Annotated in this window: 18 protein-coding genes; 11 read left to right on the top strand and 7 right to left on the bottom strand. The window is 52.7% G+C overall.

Annotation, left to right across the window (positions count from 1 at the left end; genetic code table 11):
• Window positions 1-169: 169 nt before the first annotated feature.
• The 7 genes from D8U70_RS27410 to D8U70_RS27380 are packed head-to-tail and all read right to left on the bottom strand — an operon-like array spanning window position 170 to window position 7,347.
• On the bottom strand, window positions 170-1,180 hold the full coding sequence (locus D8U70_RS27410) for a class II aldolase/adducin family protein (protein WP_130930193.1): 1,011 nt from the start codon (window positions 1,178-1,180) through the stop codon (window positions 170-172).
• Entirely contained in the window at window positions 1,167-1,925 is a 759-nt protein-coding gene (locus tag D8U70_RS27405; RefSeq protein ID WP_206663058.1) for an HAD family hydrolase, read from the bottom strand. Before D8U70_RS27405 ends, D8U70_RS27410 begins: the two co-directional genes overlap by 14 nt.
• Window positions 1,925-4,024: a hypothetical protein gene (locus D8U70_RS27400; protein ID WP_206663057.1), complete on the bottom strand. Its 2,100-nt coding sequence runs from the start codon at window positions 4,022-4,024 to the stop codon at window positions 1,925-1,927. The genes D8U70_RS27405 and D8U70_RS27400 overlap by 1 nt, the downstream gene beginning before the upstream one ends.
• Complete coding sequence (locus tag D8U70_RS27395; protein ID WP_130930191.1) at window positions 3,976-4,581, bottom strand: phosphatidylinositol-specific phospholipase C/glycerophosphodiester phosphodiesterase family protein; 606 nt, start codon at window positions 4,579-4,581, stop codon at window positions 3,976-3,978. The genes D8U70_RS27400 and D8U70_RS27395 overlap by 49 nt, the downstream gene beginning before the upstream one ends.
• Window positions 4,578-5,276 carry a glycosyltransferase family 2 protein gene (locus tag D8U70_RS27390; protein WP_130930190.1) on the bottom strand — a complete coding sequence of 233 codons (699 nt, stop codon included), beginning with the start codon at window positions 5,274-5,276 and terminating at the stop codon, window positions 4,578-4,580. Before D8U70_RS27390 ends, D8U70_RS27395 begins: the two co-directional genes overlap by 4 nt.
• The gene (locus tag D8U70_RS27385) at window positions 5,273-5,677 is read right to left on the bottom strand and encodes a GtrA family protein (protein ID WP_177434009.1); all 405 of its coding nucleotides are present in this window, start codon (window positions 5,675-5,677) and stop codon (window positions 5,273-5,275) included. Before D8U70_RS27385 ends, D8U70_RS27390 begins: the two co-directional genes overlap by 4 nt.
• Window positions 5,674-7,347, bottom strand: a complete 1,674-nt coding sequence (locus D8U70_RS27380; protein ID WP_130930188.1) for a sugar phosphate nucleotidyltransferase — start codon at window positions 7,345-7,347, stop codon at window positions 5,674-5,676. Before D8U70_RS27380 ends, D8U70_RS27385 begins: the two co-directional genes overlap by 4 nt.
• Before the next feature lie 463 nt (window positions 7,348-7,810).
• On the opposite strand from D8U70_RS27380, the gene D8U70_RS27375 reads away from it, so the two are divergent.
• The 11 genes from D8U70_RS27375 (at window position 7,811) to D8U70_RS27325 (ending at window position 16,336) form a co-directional block, all read left to right on the top strand.
• The gene (locus D8U70_RS27375) at window positions 7,811-9,808 is read left to right on the top strand and encodes a tetratricopeptide repeat protein (protein WP_177434008.1); all 1,998 of its coding nucleotides are present in this window, start codon (window positions 7,811-7,813) and stop codon (window positions 9,806-9,808) included.
• A gap of 261 nt (window positions 9,809-10,069) precedes the next feature.
• Window positions 10,070-10,813, top strand: coding sequence for an XRE family transcriptional regulator (locus D8U70_RS27370; RefSeq protein WP_110600122.1), 744 nt, complete (start codon window positions 10,070-10,072; stop codon window positions 10,811-10,813).
• A 525-nt stretch (window positions 10,814-11,338) separates the two neighbouring features.
• Complete coding sequence (locus D8U70_RS27365; protein WP_130930186.1) at window positions 11,339-11,680, top strand: phage holin family protein; 342 nt, start codon at window positions 11,339-11,341, stop codon at window positions 11,678-11,680.
• Window positions 11,681-11,711: 31 nt separating this feature from the next.
• Window positions 11,712-11,903, top strand: a complete 192-nt coding sequence (locus tag D8U70_RS27360; RefSeq protein ID WP_130930185.1) for a hypothetical protein — start codon at window positions 11,712-11,714, stop codon at window positions 11,901-11,903.
• 89 nt (window positions 11,904-11,992) lie between these two features.
• On the top strand, window positions 11,993-12,484 hold the full coding sequence (locus tag D8U70_RS27355; RefSeq protein ID WP_130930184.1) for a phage tail tube protein: 492 nt from the start codon (window positions 11,993-11,995) through the stop codon (window positions 12,482-12,484).
• An 8-nt stretch (window positions 12,485-12,492) separates the two neighbouring features.
• Window positions 12,493-12,843, top strand: coding sequence for a phage tail assembly chaperone family protein, TAC (locus tag D8U70_RS27350; protein WP_130930183.1), 351 nt, complete (start codon window positions 12,493-12,495; stop codon window positions 12,841-12,843).
• Between the two features lie 29 nt (window positions 12,844-12,872).
• Window positions 12,873-13,127: a hypothetical protein gene (locus D8U70_RS27345; RefSeq protein ID WP_093104203.1), complete on the top strand. Its 255-nt coding sequence runs from the start codon at window positions 12,873-12,875 to the stop codon at window positions 13,125-13,127.
• Between the two features lie 56 nt (window positions 13,128-13,183).
• Window positions 13,184-14,410, top strand: coding sequence for a phage tail tape measure protein (locus D8U70_RS27340; protein WP_130930182.1), 1,227 nt, complete (start codon window positions 13,184-13,186; stop codon window positions 14,408-14,410).
• Between the two features lie 37 nt (window positions 14,411-14,447).
• Window positions 14,448-14,786, top strand: coding sequence for a phage tail protein (locus D8U70_RS27335; protein WP_130930181.1), 339 nt, complete (start codon window positions 14,448-14,450; stop codon window positions 14,784-14,786).
• Window positions 14,787-14,852: 66 nt separating this feature from the next.
• Entirely contained in the window at window positions 14,853-15,536 is a 684-nt protein-coding gene (locus D8U70_RS27330) for a phage minor tail protein L (protein ID WP_130930180.1), read from the top strand.
• Window positions 15,537-15,538: 2 nt separating this feature from the next.
• Window positions 15,539-16,336 (top strand): C40 family peptidase, encoded by a 798-nt coding sequence (locus D8U70_RS27325; protein WP_130930179.1) that lies wholly within the window; start codon window positions 15,539-15,541, stop codon window positions 16,334-16,336.
• Window positions 16,337-16,345: the final 9 nt, after the last annotated feature.

Genomic DNA, 16,345 nt, shown 5'->3' with positions numbered 1-16,345 from the left:
GCGGAACCGATGCAGCTTGGTGCCCCGGGCACGCGCCCGCTATTCACTGTCCGCGAGAAGAAACTCTTGCCCATCGTTTTGGCAATGAGTGCAAGGTTACCATGGCGGGTGAGGCTCGAGCAGAAGCGCATGCGCAAAGACTGACCATCGAGCCCTTCCCCGATGATGACTATTTTGAGAGTTGAATTCTGAGCTTCTCGGCATCCCAATTGAGAAGTTCGGCAATTTCGGACTCTCTAAGTGTTGAGAGCACTGTATCAGTGGGCTGTCTTTTTATGACGTCGTAATAGCAAGTAAGTTGAGCACTTTTTGCCTTGCTTATTTTTTCACTTGTAAAGGTCCCTGCGCCTTTAATGAAAATAACGTCCGGGAGCTCTTCGCATGCGGATAGCTGGCGTTGAACGTCCTCACGGCTCTCAAATATAAGGGCTTGGGCACCCATGAACACCACATGGTCAGGATAGAGAGCCCAGCTCTCTTTGATACGAGTGATGAGCTCCGGGTTCAACGAAAGCTCATGAAGTCTGATGTCCGACACAGGGTTGAATGTTGCGCCGCACACTAGGCTTATTGGCAAGGGTACTTCCATGGGATCACAGTGTACTGGTTGAGTCCTGAAGAATTTTGTTAGATAACTCAACAGGTTTTCTATTTCCTCGATGCTCTCGCCACCGAGGATGACGCCGTGACTCTTTAAAAAAATGACACGGGTTTGAGCCGAGTTTTCAAGTTGATCAGCGACGCCTTTTGCTAGATCGGCCCCTGGTTTTAAATAGTTCACTACCCGTGCATTCAACGTGGTATCGAGATCCGGATAGTCGGAAAGCTCGAATGTTTCACGCACTAAATGAGCAAGCACTTCCACCGCGTGCAGGTGAACGACTACCGAGTGGGGCATTAGTGCGTGAAGCAAGGTTTCAATCGAAGGCTTCAATGAACCGGGCTCGATCATTTGAGGCGTGACGCTATAGTTTTTGTTTTGCAGTTCCTGGGTGAGGTTCTTGAGTTCAACCTGAACGAAAATTTCGTCCGTCATCGCCTCAGCCAACCAAGTGCCTGACGCTTTAATCCATAAAGTAGCGTCTTCTTTCCAAGAGACGTTTCCTCCAGCGCCTTGAACCAGTAGCGGATTCTCACCGATTGTTGCGCAGAATTTTCGCACGGACTCATGCATGTTCATGTTCGTCCCTCAATCTGGAAATCAGGCGACGTAGCTCTTTGAAATCAGTGAATGCGGCGTCCGGAGAGTTCTCCCCAGTACCCATTGGGGTCCCCGTATGAATCTTTTGCAATGTGACCGCGTTGATCTGCTCGCGACCACCCCGGATGTCGTTGATTGGGTTGTCGCCAATCATCCAGATGCAATTGCCTTTTGGACGCATTTTCTCCAGGGCAATCTCGAATGGTGCCGGATGGGGCTTGTCGTAACCCGCCTCTTCGCTGGTCACGATGTAATCAAAATAATGATCAAGCCCGAAGTAGACGACCTTGCGAAACTGAATCTGGGCCGTCAGATCGGTGACGATCGCAGTGGGTATTCCCATTAGTCTCAGGTCGTCAAGAAGGTCTTTGACCTCGTCGAATAGAACCGCATTGCTGAGAAAGGTGCGCCAATACGTCTGTTCAAAATCGAGCGCCAGAAGGACTTGTGAGCCCAGTCCCATGATTTCCAGCATACGTTGAAGGTACAACAGGCGACTATGAGATGAAGCCGTGTGTTTGAGCCGGGTCTTTACCTGGTGACGAGCTTCCTTGAAAGCGGCGTCGAAAACTTCCGGTTTGATAGAGAAGGTGTTGACGACTTTCTCCCGAATCGCCTGCTGCGCAGCCGCATGCGCAGGATCATAGGGATAAAGAGTATTGTCGGTGTCGAACAAAATGGCGTTGGGAAGCCGGTCAAACCGCTCAGGTGCAAGAATTTTCACTATATAAACCGTTTCGTGAGTGCTTGATTGATGTGAGAGAGCGTGATCAATTGCATCAGCCCCATTACGCCATCCTGCCATTGGGGCGCCAGATCCAGAAACTCGAAGACCCTTGGACAGATCATCCTCGCGGCCATCTCAATATCCTGAGCAGAGGTTTCGCCTTCGATAGTCAGCTCTACTTGAGTCGCGTCGTCATTGGTCGACATATCGACATGCAGCCCACAAACCCCCACCAGCACCCGGACCAGGGACATCTCGTTCAAGCCATTACACGAACGGGCCACAATCTTGAAGTGCAGAAGACGTTCTTTGTCTACCCCATCGAGAATATGCGGGTGTATCGGTTGCAAGGATAATACGAGATCGGCATGTGCCGCCTGAGGGCGTATAAAACGCGCGGAATCGGGTTCTCTTCGAGCGAAAGACGAGAGCACCTTTTCTTCCGTATGTCCGCGCTGGTGAACATCACGTTGAAGCTTGAAATGGCGCCTCAAATCCTCATCGATATCCAAGTAGACACTCAAGTTGTAGCACTCGCGCAAGATCGGCAAGTACAGAGCGTGCAAGCCGCTTGCGATGATGAAGTCATTGCTCTTGATGACGATGGGGCGGCTCATGCGACCCGTGTGGTGGTCATAGTGACGAGAGTGGATGGGTTTTGAGTCCGTCAGTGATACCAAATCATTGGCGAAACCTTCGAGGTCGTTGGCCATCGGGTTCAAGTGGGTCATCACTTGCCACATTGGTTTCTGGCGATCCCATAGATGGTAGTCGTCGCCAGATAGCGTCGCTACCGAGTGGCCCCCGAACAGACCTTTGATGGCGTCTGAAAAGGTATCTTTGCCTGCCCCGGAATCTCCAGCCACACCAATGACGAAAGGTTTTCGACTCAGTCGGAAATAGTCGTTTCGACTGACAGATTCACGCCATATCCGAAGGGTCAGAATAATACCCGCCGCAACCATGGCCGTTTGGATCAGAGAAGACAACTTGCCGTTTAGCAACCACTGGCTGACGACTTGCGGTAACCAGGTCACGTTTTGAGCGGCTACCCCGAGATCAGAGATGATCAGCGCCGAGCTCGCGACGTAGAGCAGCGAGAAAACTCCGGTAATAACAATAGCAATCCGGTCACTGGCTGCCTGGTAAGCTACCAGAGAAGGAATGACCCAGATAAACCAGCCCGGTGACGCAGGTGTCATAAGCACCACAAGTAAAAAAACGACGCCTAGTGTCGAATGAAAGAGTTCAAAGTTAGGCCGTTTAATTCTCCAGGTTGCATAAATCATCAATAAGTATGCAAGCGGTACGATGTACAGGTGGTTCTTGTCGTTGATGCTGATAGTCAGCTTGTAGACCTTTTGAATTTCCGGGTTGTTGTAAAGCATGCTCAAACCGGAACTGGACAGAAGGAATGGCAATATCGTGACAAAGGCACCCGCCCCAAGGGCGAGCAGAAAACGCGGTAAAAACTGACGTAGCGGTCGGTTGTGCTGCAAGTAAACCAAGAAAAAAGGCAGGGCCAGCACCATGCTAAGTTTCGCAGATACCGCACAGATAAATATCAGTCCCGCGATGACCAATCGAGCACGTTTGATAAAGTAAAGTGAGCCAGCAAGTAGAAGCACTGGAATCAAGTCATTAAAGCCCAGTACATAGCTGCCCACGATCACTATGGGCGACAACCAATAGACTGCCAGTAGCAAGCGATCGCGATTTGGGATCAGTTTTTGCAAAACAATCAATAACAGCAGGTCGGCACCAAACAAGGTAAGGCCGTAACCCACAGAAAGCGGTATTGAAAGGATTTTGCACAGCGCTATCAAAGGTGTGAAGGCTGTCCACATTACGTAACCATATGGAAACGCAGCGATATCCCCCCCTTGTTCAAGCCACGTAGCCCATGGATCAAGTGTCAATGTACTAACGCTGGTATCTAAAAAGGGCATATACCAATCTGTCATTGACGCGGGAGCGATACACAGTATGAGCAGAAGGCGCAGTGCCAAGCCTATCAGGAAGAGCGGGTGGATAAATAGCTTTGATTTCATGCCTTCGTCGCCAATTTTTCCCACAAATCGGGTCTTTTGGTGCACACGGCTTCCGCAACAATGTTGCGTTCACTCAGCATTTTTATCAGTAACGGAATTTCCGACTCTGCATCCCGGCCTTGTAACTCTGGAGATACCAGGCACAGCTTAAAGCCAGCATTCTGCAAGCGCGTGGCGTCTTCATGACTAAGCGGAAAGCGGGAAAAGCAGTCGACCCATACCCATTCGATTTTTCCGGCAAGTGTTAGAGCTGTTTCAATGGACTCGAACTCTGATACACGCACAGCACACCGGCGTTCACCCGCTTTGGACCACTTGATCAGGAACGGAAATGACTGATCTAGGAAGAAGTAATCCTCAATTCCCTTTTCTTTCATCAGCGCAATCAGGCGCGCCTCCAGCCCTTCTTCCTTCACGTTCAGAATCAGCGTACCGTGACGATAGTCATTAACCCACTCCTCGAACGACTCACCCTTTGTATAGGGGTCGTGGTGGATGACCAGCGCATTTCCGAAGCTGCGGATGTCGACTTCAATACCGTATTTTCCATCAGTGGCATTGAGTTCCTGGCGAGTATTACGCCGATGCGAGATGAGCTTCATTTCCTTAGACTCTTTTTTAGTTGCAAGCTGAAATCGATAGTTCTGCGGATAAACTTTCTTTTGGCAGCCCAGTTGACGTTCCAGTGGGATTCACCATGGTGGCGCTCACCAAAGCGAACCGCAAATCGATGAATTTTCAGTCCTTCAGTCTGCGCCAGATGGTAGGCATATAAATCCAGTGCAAAATCCGCGGGAGTTGACTGCCAACGCGCAAAAAAGGCTTTCGAAAACATGGTGGGTTGAGCGTTGATATCCCACATGGGTTTACCCAGCAGAATGGTTTCGAAGACACTCATGCCAAATGTGAACGCGACGTCCGCAAAGGGGCGACCATAGCGACGACCCTTTACGAAAATTTCCGGTCCATACTGCTCAAAGAGAGCTAGACCACGCAGTGCGTCCATTGGATCGGTTTGTAGATCTGCATGCGTCCACCCGAGAACGTCGCCTTCGGCGGCGCGCAAGCCACAAAGAATGCCGTGACCATATCCCTGGTTAACGTCGACTCGCACGCTTCTGCAACCGGGATAAGCAGGTAGCAGGTTTTCCAGTACTTGCGGTGTGCTATCGGTCGATCCGTTATCGACCAAAATGATCTCTACGCCATTTTGTGCCACCAGGCCTTTGCAGCGTTCAAGCAATAACGGCAAGCTGGCCGACTCGTTGTAGCAGGGAATGACGAGCGAGAACTTCATGACCTCTCCTTAGTAGTGTGCGCTTTGAACACATAGAGCTTCATTCCCAGAAAGTTGAGTGCGGCGGACATTGCCGTGGCGAACAGAAACGACATCTGGATTGAACCGGGCAACGAGTGGAGCAGACTCAGGCACATCGAGTTTACCCAGACGTTGGCGCCCAAAGTGATCGCGTAAAGCGGTATAAACCGCCATGCGCTCCCGGGCGCATGTTCCCTTTGATCAAACGTCCACTTCTTGTTTGCAAAGTAGGCGAATACGGTACCTGCCAGAAAACCAGCTGCTTTGGCCATGTCGATATCCAGCCACGCGGTCCAGACAATGGCGCGGTAGGTCAGGAAATCGATGAGAACGGTCAAGATTCCAACGATTAAAAAGGCCTTGAGCTCGCGCAGGATCATACGTTTGAGCCAGGAAATTCGGGTAGTATCGCTTGGTAACGCGATTCCAGCTCTAGAACGGCTTGCGCTGGAATTCGTGTGTCGTTCTGCAATCGATAAGGGTGACTTGGCCATTTGTGGAAGCAGGATTGCCAATATTCAAACGTGCGCAGGTCGTTTGGGGTCCCCCACGATAGAAAGCTGTCTACCTCAAACAGCTCGCACCGCAGGCCTGTTTCAATTGCGTCATTGATAACCGAGTCGATGTAGAACTCGCCGTTGATACGACCATCTCTCTGGATCAAATTAGAGATTGCCAAACGGAAGTCTTCTGCACGTCGGAAAGTGAAAGTTCCGAGGATGATCGGGTCTGTTTCTGGAGACGCCAGTGGTGTCTTCACCGAAACACGAAGAATGCGGCCATTCTCCGAATCGATCCAGCCGTACATTTGTGGCTGACGGATCGCATTTGCATGGCCTCTCACGCCCCAGACAATCACGTCCACTTCAGGATTGTCGATGAGGGTTCGAAACGCCTGTTCATCATAAAGAGCACCGTTATCACAGGCGCCGAAAGTAATCGGACCGTCAATGTGCCCAATGGCGCTCTCAAGTGCATCAAGACCGAGTAACGCTGTGCAGGCCTGCCCCTGTGTAACGCTTGGAATCGTCTTGATTACCGTGCCTGGATACAGACCCTCAAGTTGTTCCGCGGTTTCGGCATGTCCCGGCATGTCTTGGCGAAGGACGAATGCATGATGTTTGGCTTTAGGCAAATCGTCTGTTGCCTGATTGACCATGGGTTTGCCTGAAACAGGTATCAGGGGTTTAGTCAGCGAATAACCTTCGTTGGTAAATCGTTGACCCATACCGGCCATTGGAATGATCAGCGCGCCGTTGGGTGGGGCTGAGAGAGGGGCGGACGGCTGGTTCATCTTTCTGAATGCCGTAGACCAGCCGTTATACTCTCTGACGTCATCGGGTGTGCCCCATTGCATGAAGTGCTGGAGCGGATAAACCATTACAGAACGGCTGTCGGCCAGTAACGGCTTGTAGGCCAAACTGACATAATATTCTCCATTGACATTGAGTTGCTGATCCATGGTTTGTCGGAACGCATCGATCATCGTCCTCCCTGAGTCGAAGTAATAGGTACCACTGGAAGCATACTCTTCCATTCGATTATTGGTGTAAGGCTGTTTTTCCTGAATGTCCTGTACAGCGCCTAAAGTTTCTCGAATATAGGCATAATTAGTGCTGCCCAGAGAGTGGGGATGGAATCCTTTGTAGGCAGGTATTGCACCGGCGCAGCCTGTGGTCTTTACAAAATTCTTAAAATGCGGCCAATCCCAGTAACAGGTAAAGTCACAATAGTTAACCACGACCGGGCTGTCCAGTTTGATCAAGTGCTCAATTTGTCGAACAGCATAGACAGGCCCGAGTTTATGCGCAGGTATACCAATGATTTTACCCGTCGGGCAAAGATTCTTCAGGATCGAATCCATACGGTAGTCGGAGTTATCAAGATGATCCTGATTGCAAATAAAAATGACGTCCTGCTCACCAGGAAACATATCAAGAACATGTGCAATGATAGGCTTGCCGTCTATTTCAATTAGCGGTTTTGGAACGGTATAACCGGCACGGCGGAACCGTTCACCAAAGCCTGACATTGGAATGATTATTTGCAAGATGCCCTCGCCATGTATTTGGTTGATATCGAAAGCTACTAGGGTGCAGCAAGCTTTGGAGTGTGGCGATTATACGTCTTGGTACGGCGCTTTAGAAGGCCTGTGATTGGCCAAATCTGCCCGTTTCAGACGTGGGACGAGCTAGCGATGAACTGAGGTCCGGCTTCGACTCGAGGTTTTGGAAGTCCGGTGGCAGGAGCAATTCATTTACCTTGGATCAGCTTCTGGAATCGATTAATGCAAAGCCAGAGCCCGATTATTCCTGGTTTGCTTCAGCAATTTGCTTCGACTTGTGTTAGCCACAAGCAGGGCTGGCAGGTATCATCCCGCGCATCGCAGGGGAGATGAGCGCCTTGATCTGTTGTCCCAAAGAAGCGGGGACGGTTGAAGGTGATGTCCTCAGGGAATAGGCTGCTCTGTTTTTGTCGGAAGTTTTGTCTGATTTTCAACCATGGAATTTTTTATGCAATCTGTAGAATCCCCAAATAGAAATAACTCCCTCGGAAGAGGTGCTATATTTTTTTGGGCGGCAGTTTTGTTTCATGTGGTTTATTTACTGGTCCTGCAACCTGGTTGGTTGTTGGGTGGTGCAATGTGGGCGGAAATGGGGCCTAACTATTTTGATAATGCGAATGCTACATCGCTTTATCAGAATTTTTTCGCTGTGGACGCGGGGTATGTACCTTTTCCGCAACGTATTGTCGCTTATATAGGTGCGTTGTTTTCAATGCCGGCAGTGTCCGTGCCGTATTATTATAACTGGATGTCTGTTGTACTTATATCTCTGTTAATCTGCTCTTTTTTGATCGAGCGGTTTCGAGCTGTTATCGAAAGCGACGGGTTGCGATTCCTAGTTGTTATAGCTATTTTGATGGTTGCCGACTTTGAAAGCCGTACGTTTATCAATTTTACTTATTTTTCGGTTTTCTTCATTGGCGCTGTAATCGCTCTTGCATTGAACGATCGAAAAAATGACCTGCCGCTTTGGGCCTGGTTAGTACCCTTTCTATTCGTCTCGAAACCAGCGGTAATGACGATTCTCCCAGTGTTGGTCTTTGCAGCACTCTTGAGGCCAGGACGCATAAGGGCAATTGCTGTCGTTTCTGTACTGGCTTGCCTGTTGCAAATAGCACGGATGGTCGTAAGTGCGAATACAGGGTGGACGCCGCTGCAACACAGTGATAGTTCTTTGTTCTACAAAGGCTACCTGGCACTCGTTTATACCGTAACTTTGTTTGGACGTTTTTTACTGGGTCCTGACTTTCAGGCCGCTTTTGGCACATTTGCAGTGGTCGGTTCCTTGGTGTTGGCAATCCTCGGATTGGCGTATGCAAAGGTAAATAAAGCCCGTCCTCTATTGTTGGTCGGGGTCGGCCTGGTAGCGTTCACGGCGCTTTTGAATTGTTTGGCGTTTAGTCTCGTCTGGACCGATTCCTTTCAGCCAGTTGTGGCAGATTTCAGAATTTCCAGGTATGTACTGACTGCTTACATTGGGTTTGTATTTGTTGTCGCTGCATGTGCGGCCATTTTGACTTCGGCTACCGCCAGGTTTCGCTTCGGACGCTTGGCCGCCGTGGTTATTTTCTCTCTTTGGTTTATTGGCACTGGCTGGGCTTCCTATGGCACCAAGATCAGTCGTCAGTGGGTTGCTCCGGGTCTTGGAAACTCCTATTGGAAGGAGTTTTCGGGAGCTATTGACCAAGGTGTCACGCCCTTGTGCGTTCCTATTGATCCTTTTCCATGGCTGTACGGGAGAAACTGTGAACGGTTAACGCCCTTGGCAGAGCAGGATTACATATTAAAACAAATTAAAAAGAGCGATGAGGGTTACCTCTTGGAGGTGCCGGTATCTGCGTCTGTTCAGAGCCGAAACCTAGTGTCGATCGCTTTGTTTATTAAGCCTGCCTCCGATTCCGATAGTGACATACGTGGCAGAGCGCTGGTGGAGGATATGCAGGGGCAAGTGCATGAGCTGCACGCTCGCCGGGTTCTTCCAAGTACCGGGGGCCTGCTTTTGTTTACCCAGTTATCGGGTCAATATATTGAATCCTTCAAGCGAATTCGGATTGTCTTTGAGCAATCTGTCGATGTCGCATACCAGAGAAGCAATCAATCTCAGCCCTCGAGTGTTCTGATGGGCACCAAGTATATGCCTGAAAGTGTCGGGCATATATTGAGGCGGGCCGTCGATGGTGATGTTTCGGCTCAACTTGTTCTGGGGCGAATGTACAGTGAAGGGCAAGGTGTCGCCAAGAATCCTGGCGAAGGAGTGAACTGGTATATGAAAGCAGCCGCTGCAAATAACGCTGAAGCTCAGTATTGGCTGGCGCGAGCCTATGATACCGGGGTCGGGGTTGTTGAAAACAAGGTCGAAGCCAGCGCCTGGTATCAGAAGGCTGCGCTAAACGGCAGTAAAGATGCGGTAAACGTTCTTGAGCGCCTGAAACCAAAGGCAAAATAGCCGTGTTGGGGGCGACGAACTTCTTGCGTGCCCAGCGTTAGCAAATGCACGAATGTAAGTTTTTGTGGTTTCAGTAGGGGCGTTCGGTATTCAGAGATTACTTTGCATACCGTAAGTTCCCTGATGGGGCTGACCTGGGTTTGTGGTGGTTTTACCGTATCCGATGCTTCGATGCCTGAAGCGAGCTGCAGTTGGTATCAGAATGCGGGTTGTATGAAATATGCAAATCAGCATTTGTCTTCCGTAAAAACTTCAAGCACTATGCGCGTTATGCAAAAACGCAACGTTTCCTCCGTCTTAAGAGCACTGCTCGACCAGCACGGGATCTCCCCCACGGAGCTCCACCGTCGCACCGGCGTGCCTCAATCAACGCTCTCGCGGATTCTCAGCGGGAAGATTGTCGATCCTTCGGATAAACACATTTCGAAGATCGCCGAGTATTTCAACGTCAGCACAGATCAGTTGCGCGGGCGCGCGGACGTCGCGCCAACGACCGGCGGCACTCGCGCTGACGTGCATGCGGAACTCAAGGACATAAGCCTGTGGGACGACGACACGCCCGTCGATGACGACGAGGTGTCGGTGCCCTTTCTACGTGAGGTTGAATTGGCTGCTGGATCAGGAAGATTCGTCATCGAAGAGAGCGAGCGCTCCAGCCTGCGCTTCGGCAAGCGCAGCCTGCGCCACAACGGCGTGCAGTTCGACCAGGCCAAGTGTGTGACCGTACGCGGCAACAGCATGTTACCGGTTCTTCGCGATGGCGCCACCGTCGGCGTCAACGCCGGCAAGTGCGGCATCGGCGACATCATCGATGGCGATCTGTATGCGATCAATCACAACGGTCAGCTGCGTGTGAAACAACTCTATCGCCTGCCCACCGGCATCCGTCTGCGCAGCTTCAATCGCGACGAGCATCCGGACGAGGACTATAGCTTCCAGGAAATCCAGGAAGAGCAGATCGTCATCCTCGGTCACGTCTTCTGGTGGGGCATGTACGCCCGCTAACTCTCGTTCATCCAACTGAAACCTGCCCCTCGGCAGGTTTTTTTTCGCCTGCACAAATCTCCCCACCCCTTGGCCCGCTTGGGTTTCATGCATACGCGCAAATTTAATGCATAAATAAATGCATTTGCGCATTGACTGTATATGCATCCATGCATATTCTTGCCACCAAGCCGCTCGACAAAGCGGCTGGCAAGACAAGCTCTTTAGTTCCACAAGAACAGGCAGCGATGAACCGGCCTCAACGGTTCAGAGGGTTGGCAACTGACCCGGGTGTGCAGCGTAAAGCACCAGAAGCAGTTATCCGGCGGGCAGGGACCGCGGTCGGAAAAACAATCTGAATGGACTCGTACCGCGCCAGTAGCGCCGAAAAGTCAGCTTCCTTCTCGAACACAGGATTGGAAGGAAGGCGAAGGAGCGCATTACTGAAAAGCCCGGTGTACAAGCGCCGGGCTTTTTGGAATGCCTGCCTCAAGAGAAACCGTTTGAACCAACCCATCACTCATCAATCACCCACGGAGGCGTGACATGACAAACGAGCAACAAGCGTTGGCGGACATGCCGATCTGGCTGGTCATCCTCCTCGCTGTCGTCGGCGGGGTGTCCGGCGAAATGTGGCGCGCCGACAAGGAGGGCGCCCGCGGCTGGTCGCTGGTGCGGCGTCTGGCTCTGCGTTCCGGCGCCTGCATGATCTGCGGCGTGTCGGCAATCATGCTGCTGTATGCCGCCGGCATGTCGATCTGGGCCGCTGGCGCGTTTGGCTGCCTGACGGCGATGGCCGGCGCTGATGTCGCCATAGGCCTTTACGAACGCTGGGCGGCCAAGCGTATCGGCGTCTGCGAAGTGCCGCCGCGCGACTCCCCCGACTGATCAATGACCCTTGCGAAGAGAGAAACTGACCATGAATGACGAAGATCTGGCTGCGATCAACAGATTGATCGCAGCACTGCAAGTGCAGGCTGACAGCCAGGCGGCATTGAATGCTTCCATCCGCATGCTGGCGCAGAGTAACCAGGCCTTGGTAGACCTTATCAAGAGTCGGGAGCCGGATCCGGACGCACCGCCTTACCTGGACGGTACGCCTGCACCCTGACTCGTCTGCTGCAAAACGTCGAGGCAGCATCAACCGAGCCTCACCCCCACCCCGCATTTGCGGGTTTTTTGTTCATTGGAGAACGCTAGATGTCGATTCTTACCCAAGGTACTCAAATTTTCGCCCTGGTACCGCCTGTCACTGGTACCGGTCCATACACTGTATTGGAGATCGAGCACGCTACATCCTTCGATCCGGGCGGCGCTCCGGCGGAGCAGATTGAAGACACCAGTCTCAATGCCGAAGAGCGCACCTATAAGAAAGGGCTGCGTACACCAGGCACCGCGAGCCTGGGCCTCAACGCGGATCCGACTAACGCCAGTCACATTCGCCTGCATCAACTTTCCGAGGCCAACGGCGACACTGGCATCAAATGGGTCGTGGGCTGGTCTGACGGCAAAGATGTTGTGCCAGCGGTAAACAGCAGGGGCGATGACTTTGAATTGCCGATGACTCGTACCTGGTTCACTTTCGACGGTTATGTGTCGGACTTCCCATTCAACTTTGCTCTTAATGCCGTCGTCACTACTACCGTCACTATCCAGCGTGCCGGTGGGTCCGCCTGGATCAAGAAAGCCTGAGATTAGCCATGAACCTCAAACAACTGAAAGCCAAGGGCGGCATCGTTGACGGTCAGCCGATCAAAAAAGAAGTGAGCTGGACTCATCTCGATGGTCAATCGGGCAAGGAGGTAACTGAAACCTTCACTTTGCACATTCGCCGGCAGTCGTTCGGCGTCATTGAGCGACTGTTCGCCCAGGGTGAAAACGAACAGAGCCGGAATGCAAGTTACATTGCGGCATCGGTATCGTTGGGAGCCGAAGGCGTGGAAGCACTTTCCTACGATGATGCCTACAACCTCGAACCTTCGTTAGGGTTTCTGTTGCTCAACGCGGTTAATGAGGTGAATGGCACTGGTGGTAGCGCAGCAAAAAACTGACTGCCGCCGATGAGTTCTGGCACGAATTGGTGCTGAACGGAGTCGGCGGCCGCACGATTGCCGAAGCCAAGGAACGCATGACCTACCAGGAAGCGTTGGCATGGGGTCGATACATCGATAGATATGGATCGCTTCATACCGGTAGGCGGTTGGAGGCGAGTAGCGCAATGGTTGCGCTACAGACCCACCGTCTGGGCGGCGGTCTGGCGGAAATGCTGGACTTTATGCCTCATGAGCAGCGTCAGGGGCTTTCTCTGGAACGCGCAATTCAGGAGTGGCAATAACCAGAAATTCATATGACCCGTTTCGGCGGGTTTTTTCATAGCCCGGAGAAACGCACATGGCAGTTACTTCCTCTGCAGGTTTGACGCCGAACCTCGACGGCCTTGAACAAGCCTGGACTCAGGCGTCACGTATCACGGAACAAAAGCTGCGTCAGATGCAAAAGCAGATCGAGGATGCCGCAAAGAAAATCGGCGTGACGCTGCATGCGTCGGCCAGTTCGATTGCGCAAGCGAACATCGCTACTTACGTCGACGTTCAGGAGCAAGTCAGTCAGCAAGTCAACTATTCAAACGACTTCGACAAGCTGCGGCGCGATGGCTCGCTGGCTGCCGCCCTCGTTGGAATGGGCTCACGACAAAGTGATCGTGCGAAAGCGCTGAATGAAATCGACCAGAAATATGCAGTCTCGCGAAAAGCACTGGACACTCCTGTGTCTGGAGGTGTTGCGCCTCAAGACAGCGCCGACTACGGCAGTCGACTGTCGGCGCTGAAGTCCGAGCACGACTCAATGACTCTTCAGGTTCAAAGCAACTATGAGTCGATGACCGAGGCGCAGGGCAATTGGATCAACGGGGCCACCTCGGCCTGGGATGATTACCTGACCAGCTCCAACAATGTTGCAGCCAAATCCAAGGCAGTGTTTACCAACGCGTTCAACACCATGGGCGATGCGGTGTCGACATTTGCGCTGACAGGCAAGTTTTCGTTTTCCGATTTTGCCAAATCGGTGCTTGGAGACATGGCCAAGCTGGCCGCTCAAACAGCGATGTCCAAAGGTCTGAGTTCGTTGTTCGGTCTGGTCGGAACGGCGGCGACGTCGCTGTTTGGTGGTGGTAGCGCACCTGGGGTGACGACCGCCAGAGTAGGGGCGGACACCACCATCTTCAACCCGGCTTTATCGATTGGGTCGGATTTCAGATACACCGGATTCGCCAAGGGGGGGGCCTTTACAAACGGCGTTGCCACGGGGCCGATCCTGGCGCCGATGGCCATGTTCGGCGAAGCCGGAGCAGAAGCCATCATGCCGCTCAGTCGAGGTTCCGATGGCTCCCTCGGCGTGCAGGTGCAGGGTGGCGCATTGGGCGGTCACAGCAACCATCAGGTAGTCATCCAGCAAACAATCAATGTGGGCGACAGTTCGGGGGGGAGCGTAGCAGGCGACATGAACTCGCAAACTGTCGCCAAGGCCTACGCCGGTGCCGCCAAACTGGGTGCCGCCGAACAGATTGCTCGTGACCTTAAACCGGGTGGGCAGATCTGGTCCGCCATCAACGGCCGCTGAAGATCAGCGGCTGCAACCACTCACGCCCGGAGAAAACATGAGCACGGAAACGTTCAGCTGGCTTCCAAAAGTAGAGCCTGTCGGCAATGTCGAGTTTCGCCTCAAGTCGGCGAAATTTGGCGATGGCTACCAACAAGTGGCCGAAGACGGCATCAACAACAAAACACAATCCTGGCCGCTGACCTTCGTCGGTGACGAGGTGCGGATCAAATCCATTGTGCAGTTTCTTGATCGTCACGCCGGAGCCGCGCCTTTTTACTGGACGGCACCGTTGAGCGGGCCGGCCCTCTATCGCTGCAAAGGTTATCAACCGACTCCGATGGGAGCAGGTCTCTATACCTTGGTAGCCACCTTCGAGCAGGCATTTCACCCGTAAATCGGGATACGCCTGACGCCAAAACCACCCTGCCTTGCGCGGGGTTTTCTTTGCCCGGAGATTTAAATGTCCATTACTGCAGATGTCCAGGCGCTGGAACCGGGTGCCTGGGTCGAGCTGTTTGAGCTCGATGCCACCAGCCTCGGAGCCGAGTTATATCGCTTCCACGGTTATCCACAGCAAGCCTCGATTTTCTGGCAAGGCCTGGAGTATTCACCCTGGCCCATTCAGGCCGAAGGCTTTGAAATGACCGGGCAGGGCACACAGCCGACACCATCGCTTTCGGTCGGTAACGTCGGTGGTTTCATCACTGCTCTGGTGTTGTATTTCGATGATCTGGTCGGGGCGCGGCTGATCCGTCATCGCACGTTGGGCAAGTATCTCGATGGTCAGCCTGAAGCCGATCCCGAAGAAGAACTGCCGCCAGATGTCTGGTACATCGAACGCAAAGTCAGTGAAGACAACGAAGTGGTGAAGTTCGAACTCGCCAGTGCGCTGGACTTCAACGGCGTACAACTGCCGCGTCGGCAAATCGTTGCCAATGTCTGCTGGTGGCTCAGTTGCGGCGGTTATCGCGGTCCGTACTGCGGCTATAACGGTGGCCCGGTAGCGGACGCCAATGACGTAATTGTCAGCGACGCCGTCAAGGACAAATGTGGCGGGCGCCTAAGCAGTTGCAAGCTGCGTTTTGGTGAAAACAATCCACTTCCGTACGGCTCATTCCCGGCTGCAGGCCTGGTCAGGAGCTGAATATGAACAAGGCCATCCTCAAGGCGATTTCCCGTCACGCTATTGCACAGTATCCCAGCGAGTGCTGCGGCTTGCTGATTCGTGATGGGCGTAAAACACGTTACGTGCCATGTCGCAATGTCGCCACTACCCCAAGCGAGCACTTTCGTCTGGCGCCTCAAGACTATGCGGCGGCTGAGGAGTGCGGTGAGATTCTCGCCGTCGTTCACAGCCATCCGGATTATCCGGCGACTGCCAGTGAAGCCGACCGTGTCTCCTGTGAGGCGTCGGGATTGCCTTGGCACATCCTCGAAGTCCGCAAGGGTGACGAGGGGCAGGTTTATGCAGGTGAATTGGTCACCATCACGCCCACCGGCTATCAGGCCCCCTTGATTGGGCGCGCATTTGCTCATGGTGTGCATGATTGTCTGAGCATCATCCTGGACTATTACCGGTGGGAAATGGGTATCGAACTGGGTAACTATCAGCGCGAAGACGGTTGGTGGGACAAAGGGGCAAACCTCTATCTGGAGAACCTGCCCTCCGCCGGTTTTGTACCGGTCAGCCAATTGCAACAGGGCGATGTCGTGTTGATGCAGATTCGCTCGCCCGTGCCCAACCATGCCGCTGTTTATCTCGAAGACGGAGTACTCAAGACCGAGCCAGGACACTTCCCTGCGCCGGGTTCAATCCTGCATCACCTGTATGGTCGAGACAGCAGGCGCGATACCTATGGCGGGTATTGGGGAGAGGTGACGGTGAGTTGCTGGCGGCATCGATCAAAGATTTTGACTCAAGCCGTCACCCTCACCAATCAATGATTGAAACCT

The sequence above is a fragment of the Pseudomonas sp. Sample_20 genome, assembly GCF_004307585.1.
Taxonomy (GTDB): domain Bacteria; phylum Pseudomonadota; class Gammaproteobacteria; order Pseudomonadales; family Pseudomonadaceae; genus Aquipseudomonas; species Aquipseudomonas atacamensis.
Note: the sequence above shows the minus strand (reverse complement) of the source record. Positions and strands in the feature narration are given on the sequence as shown.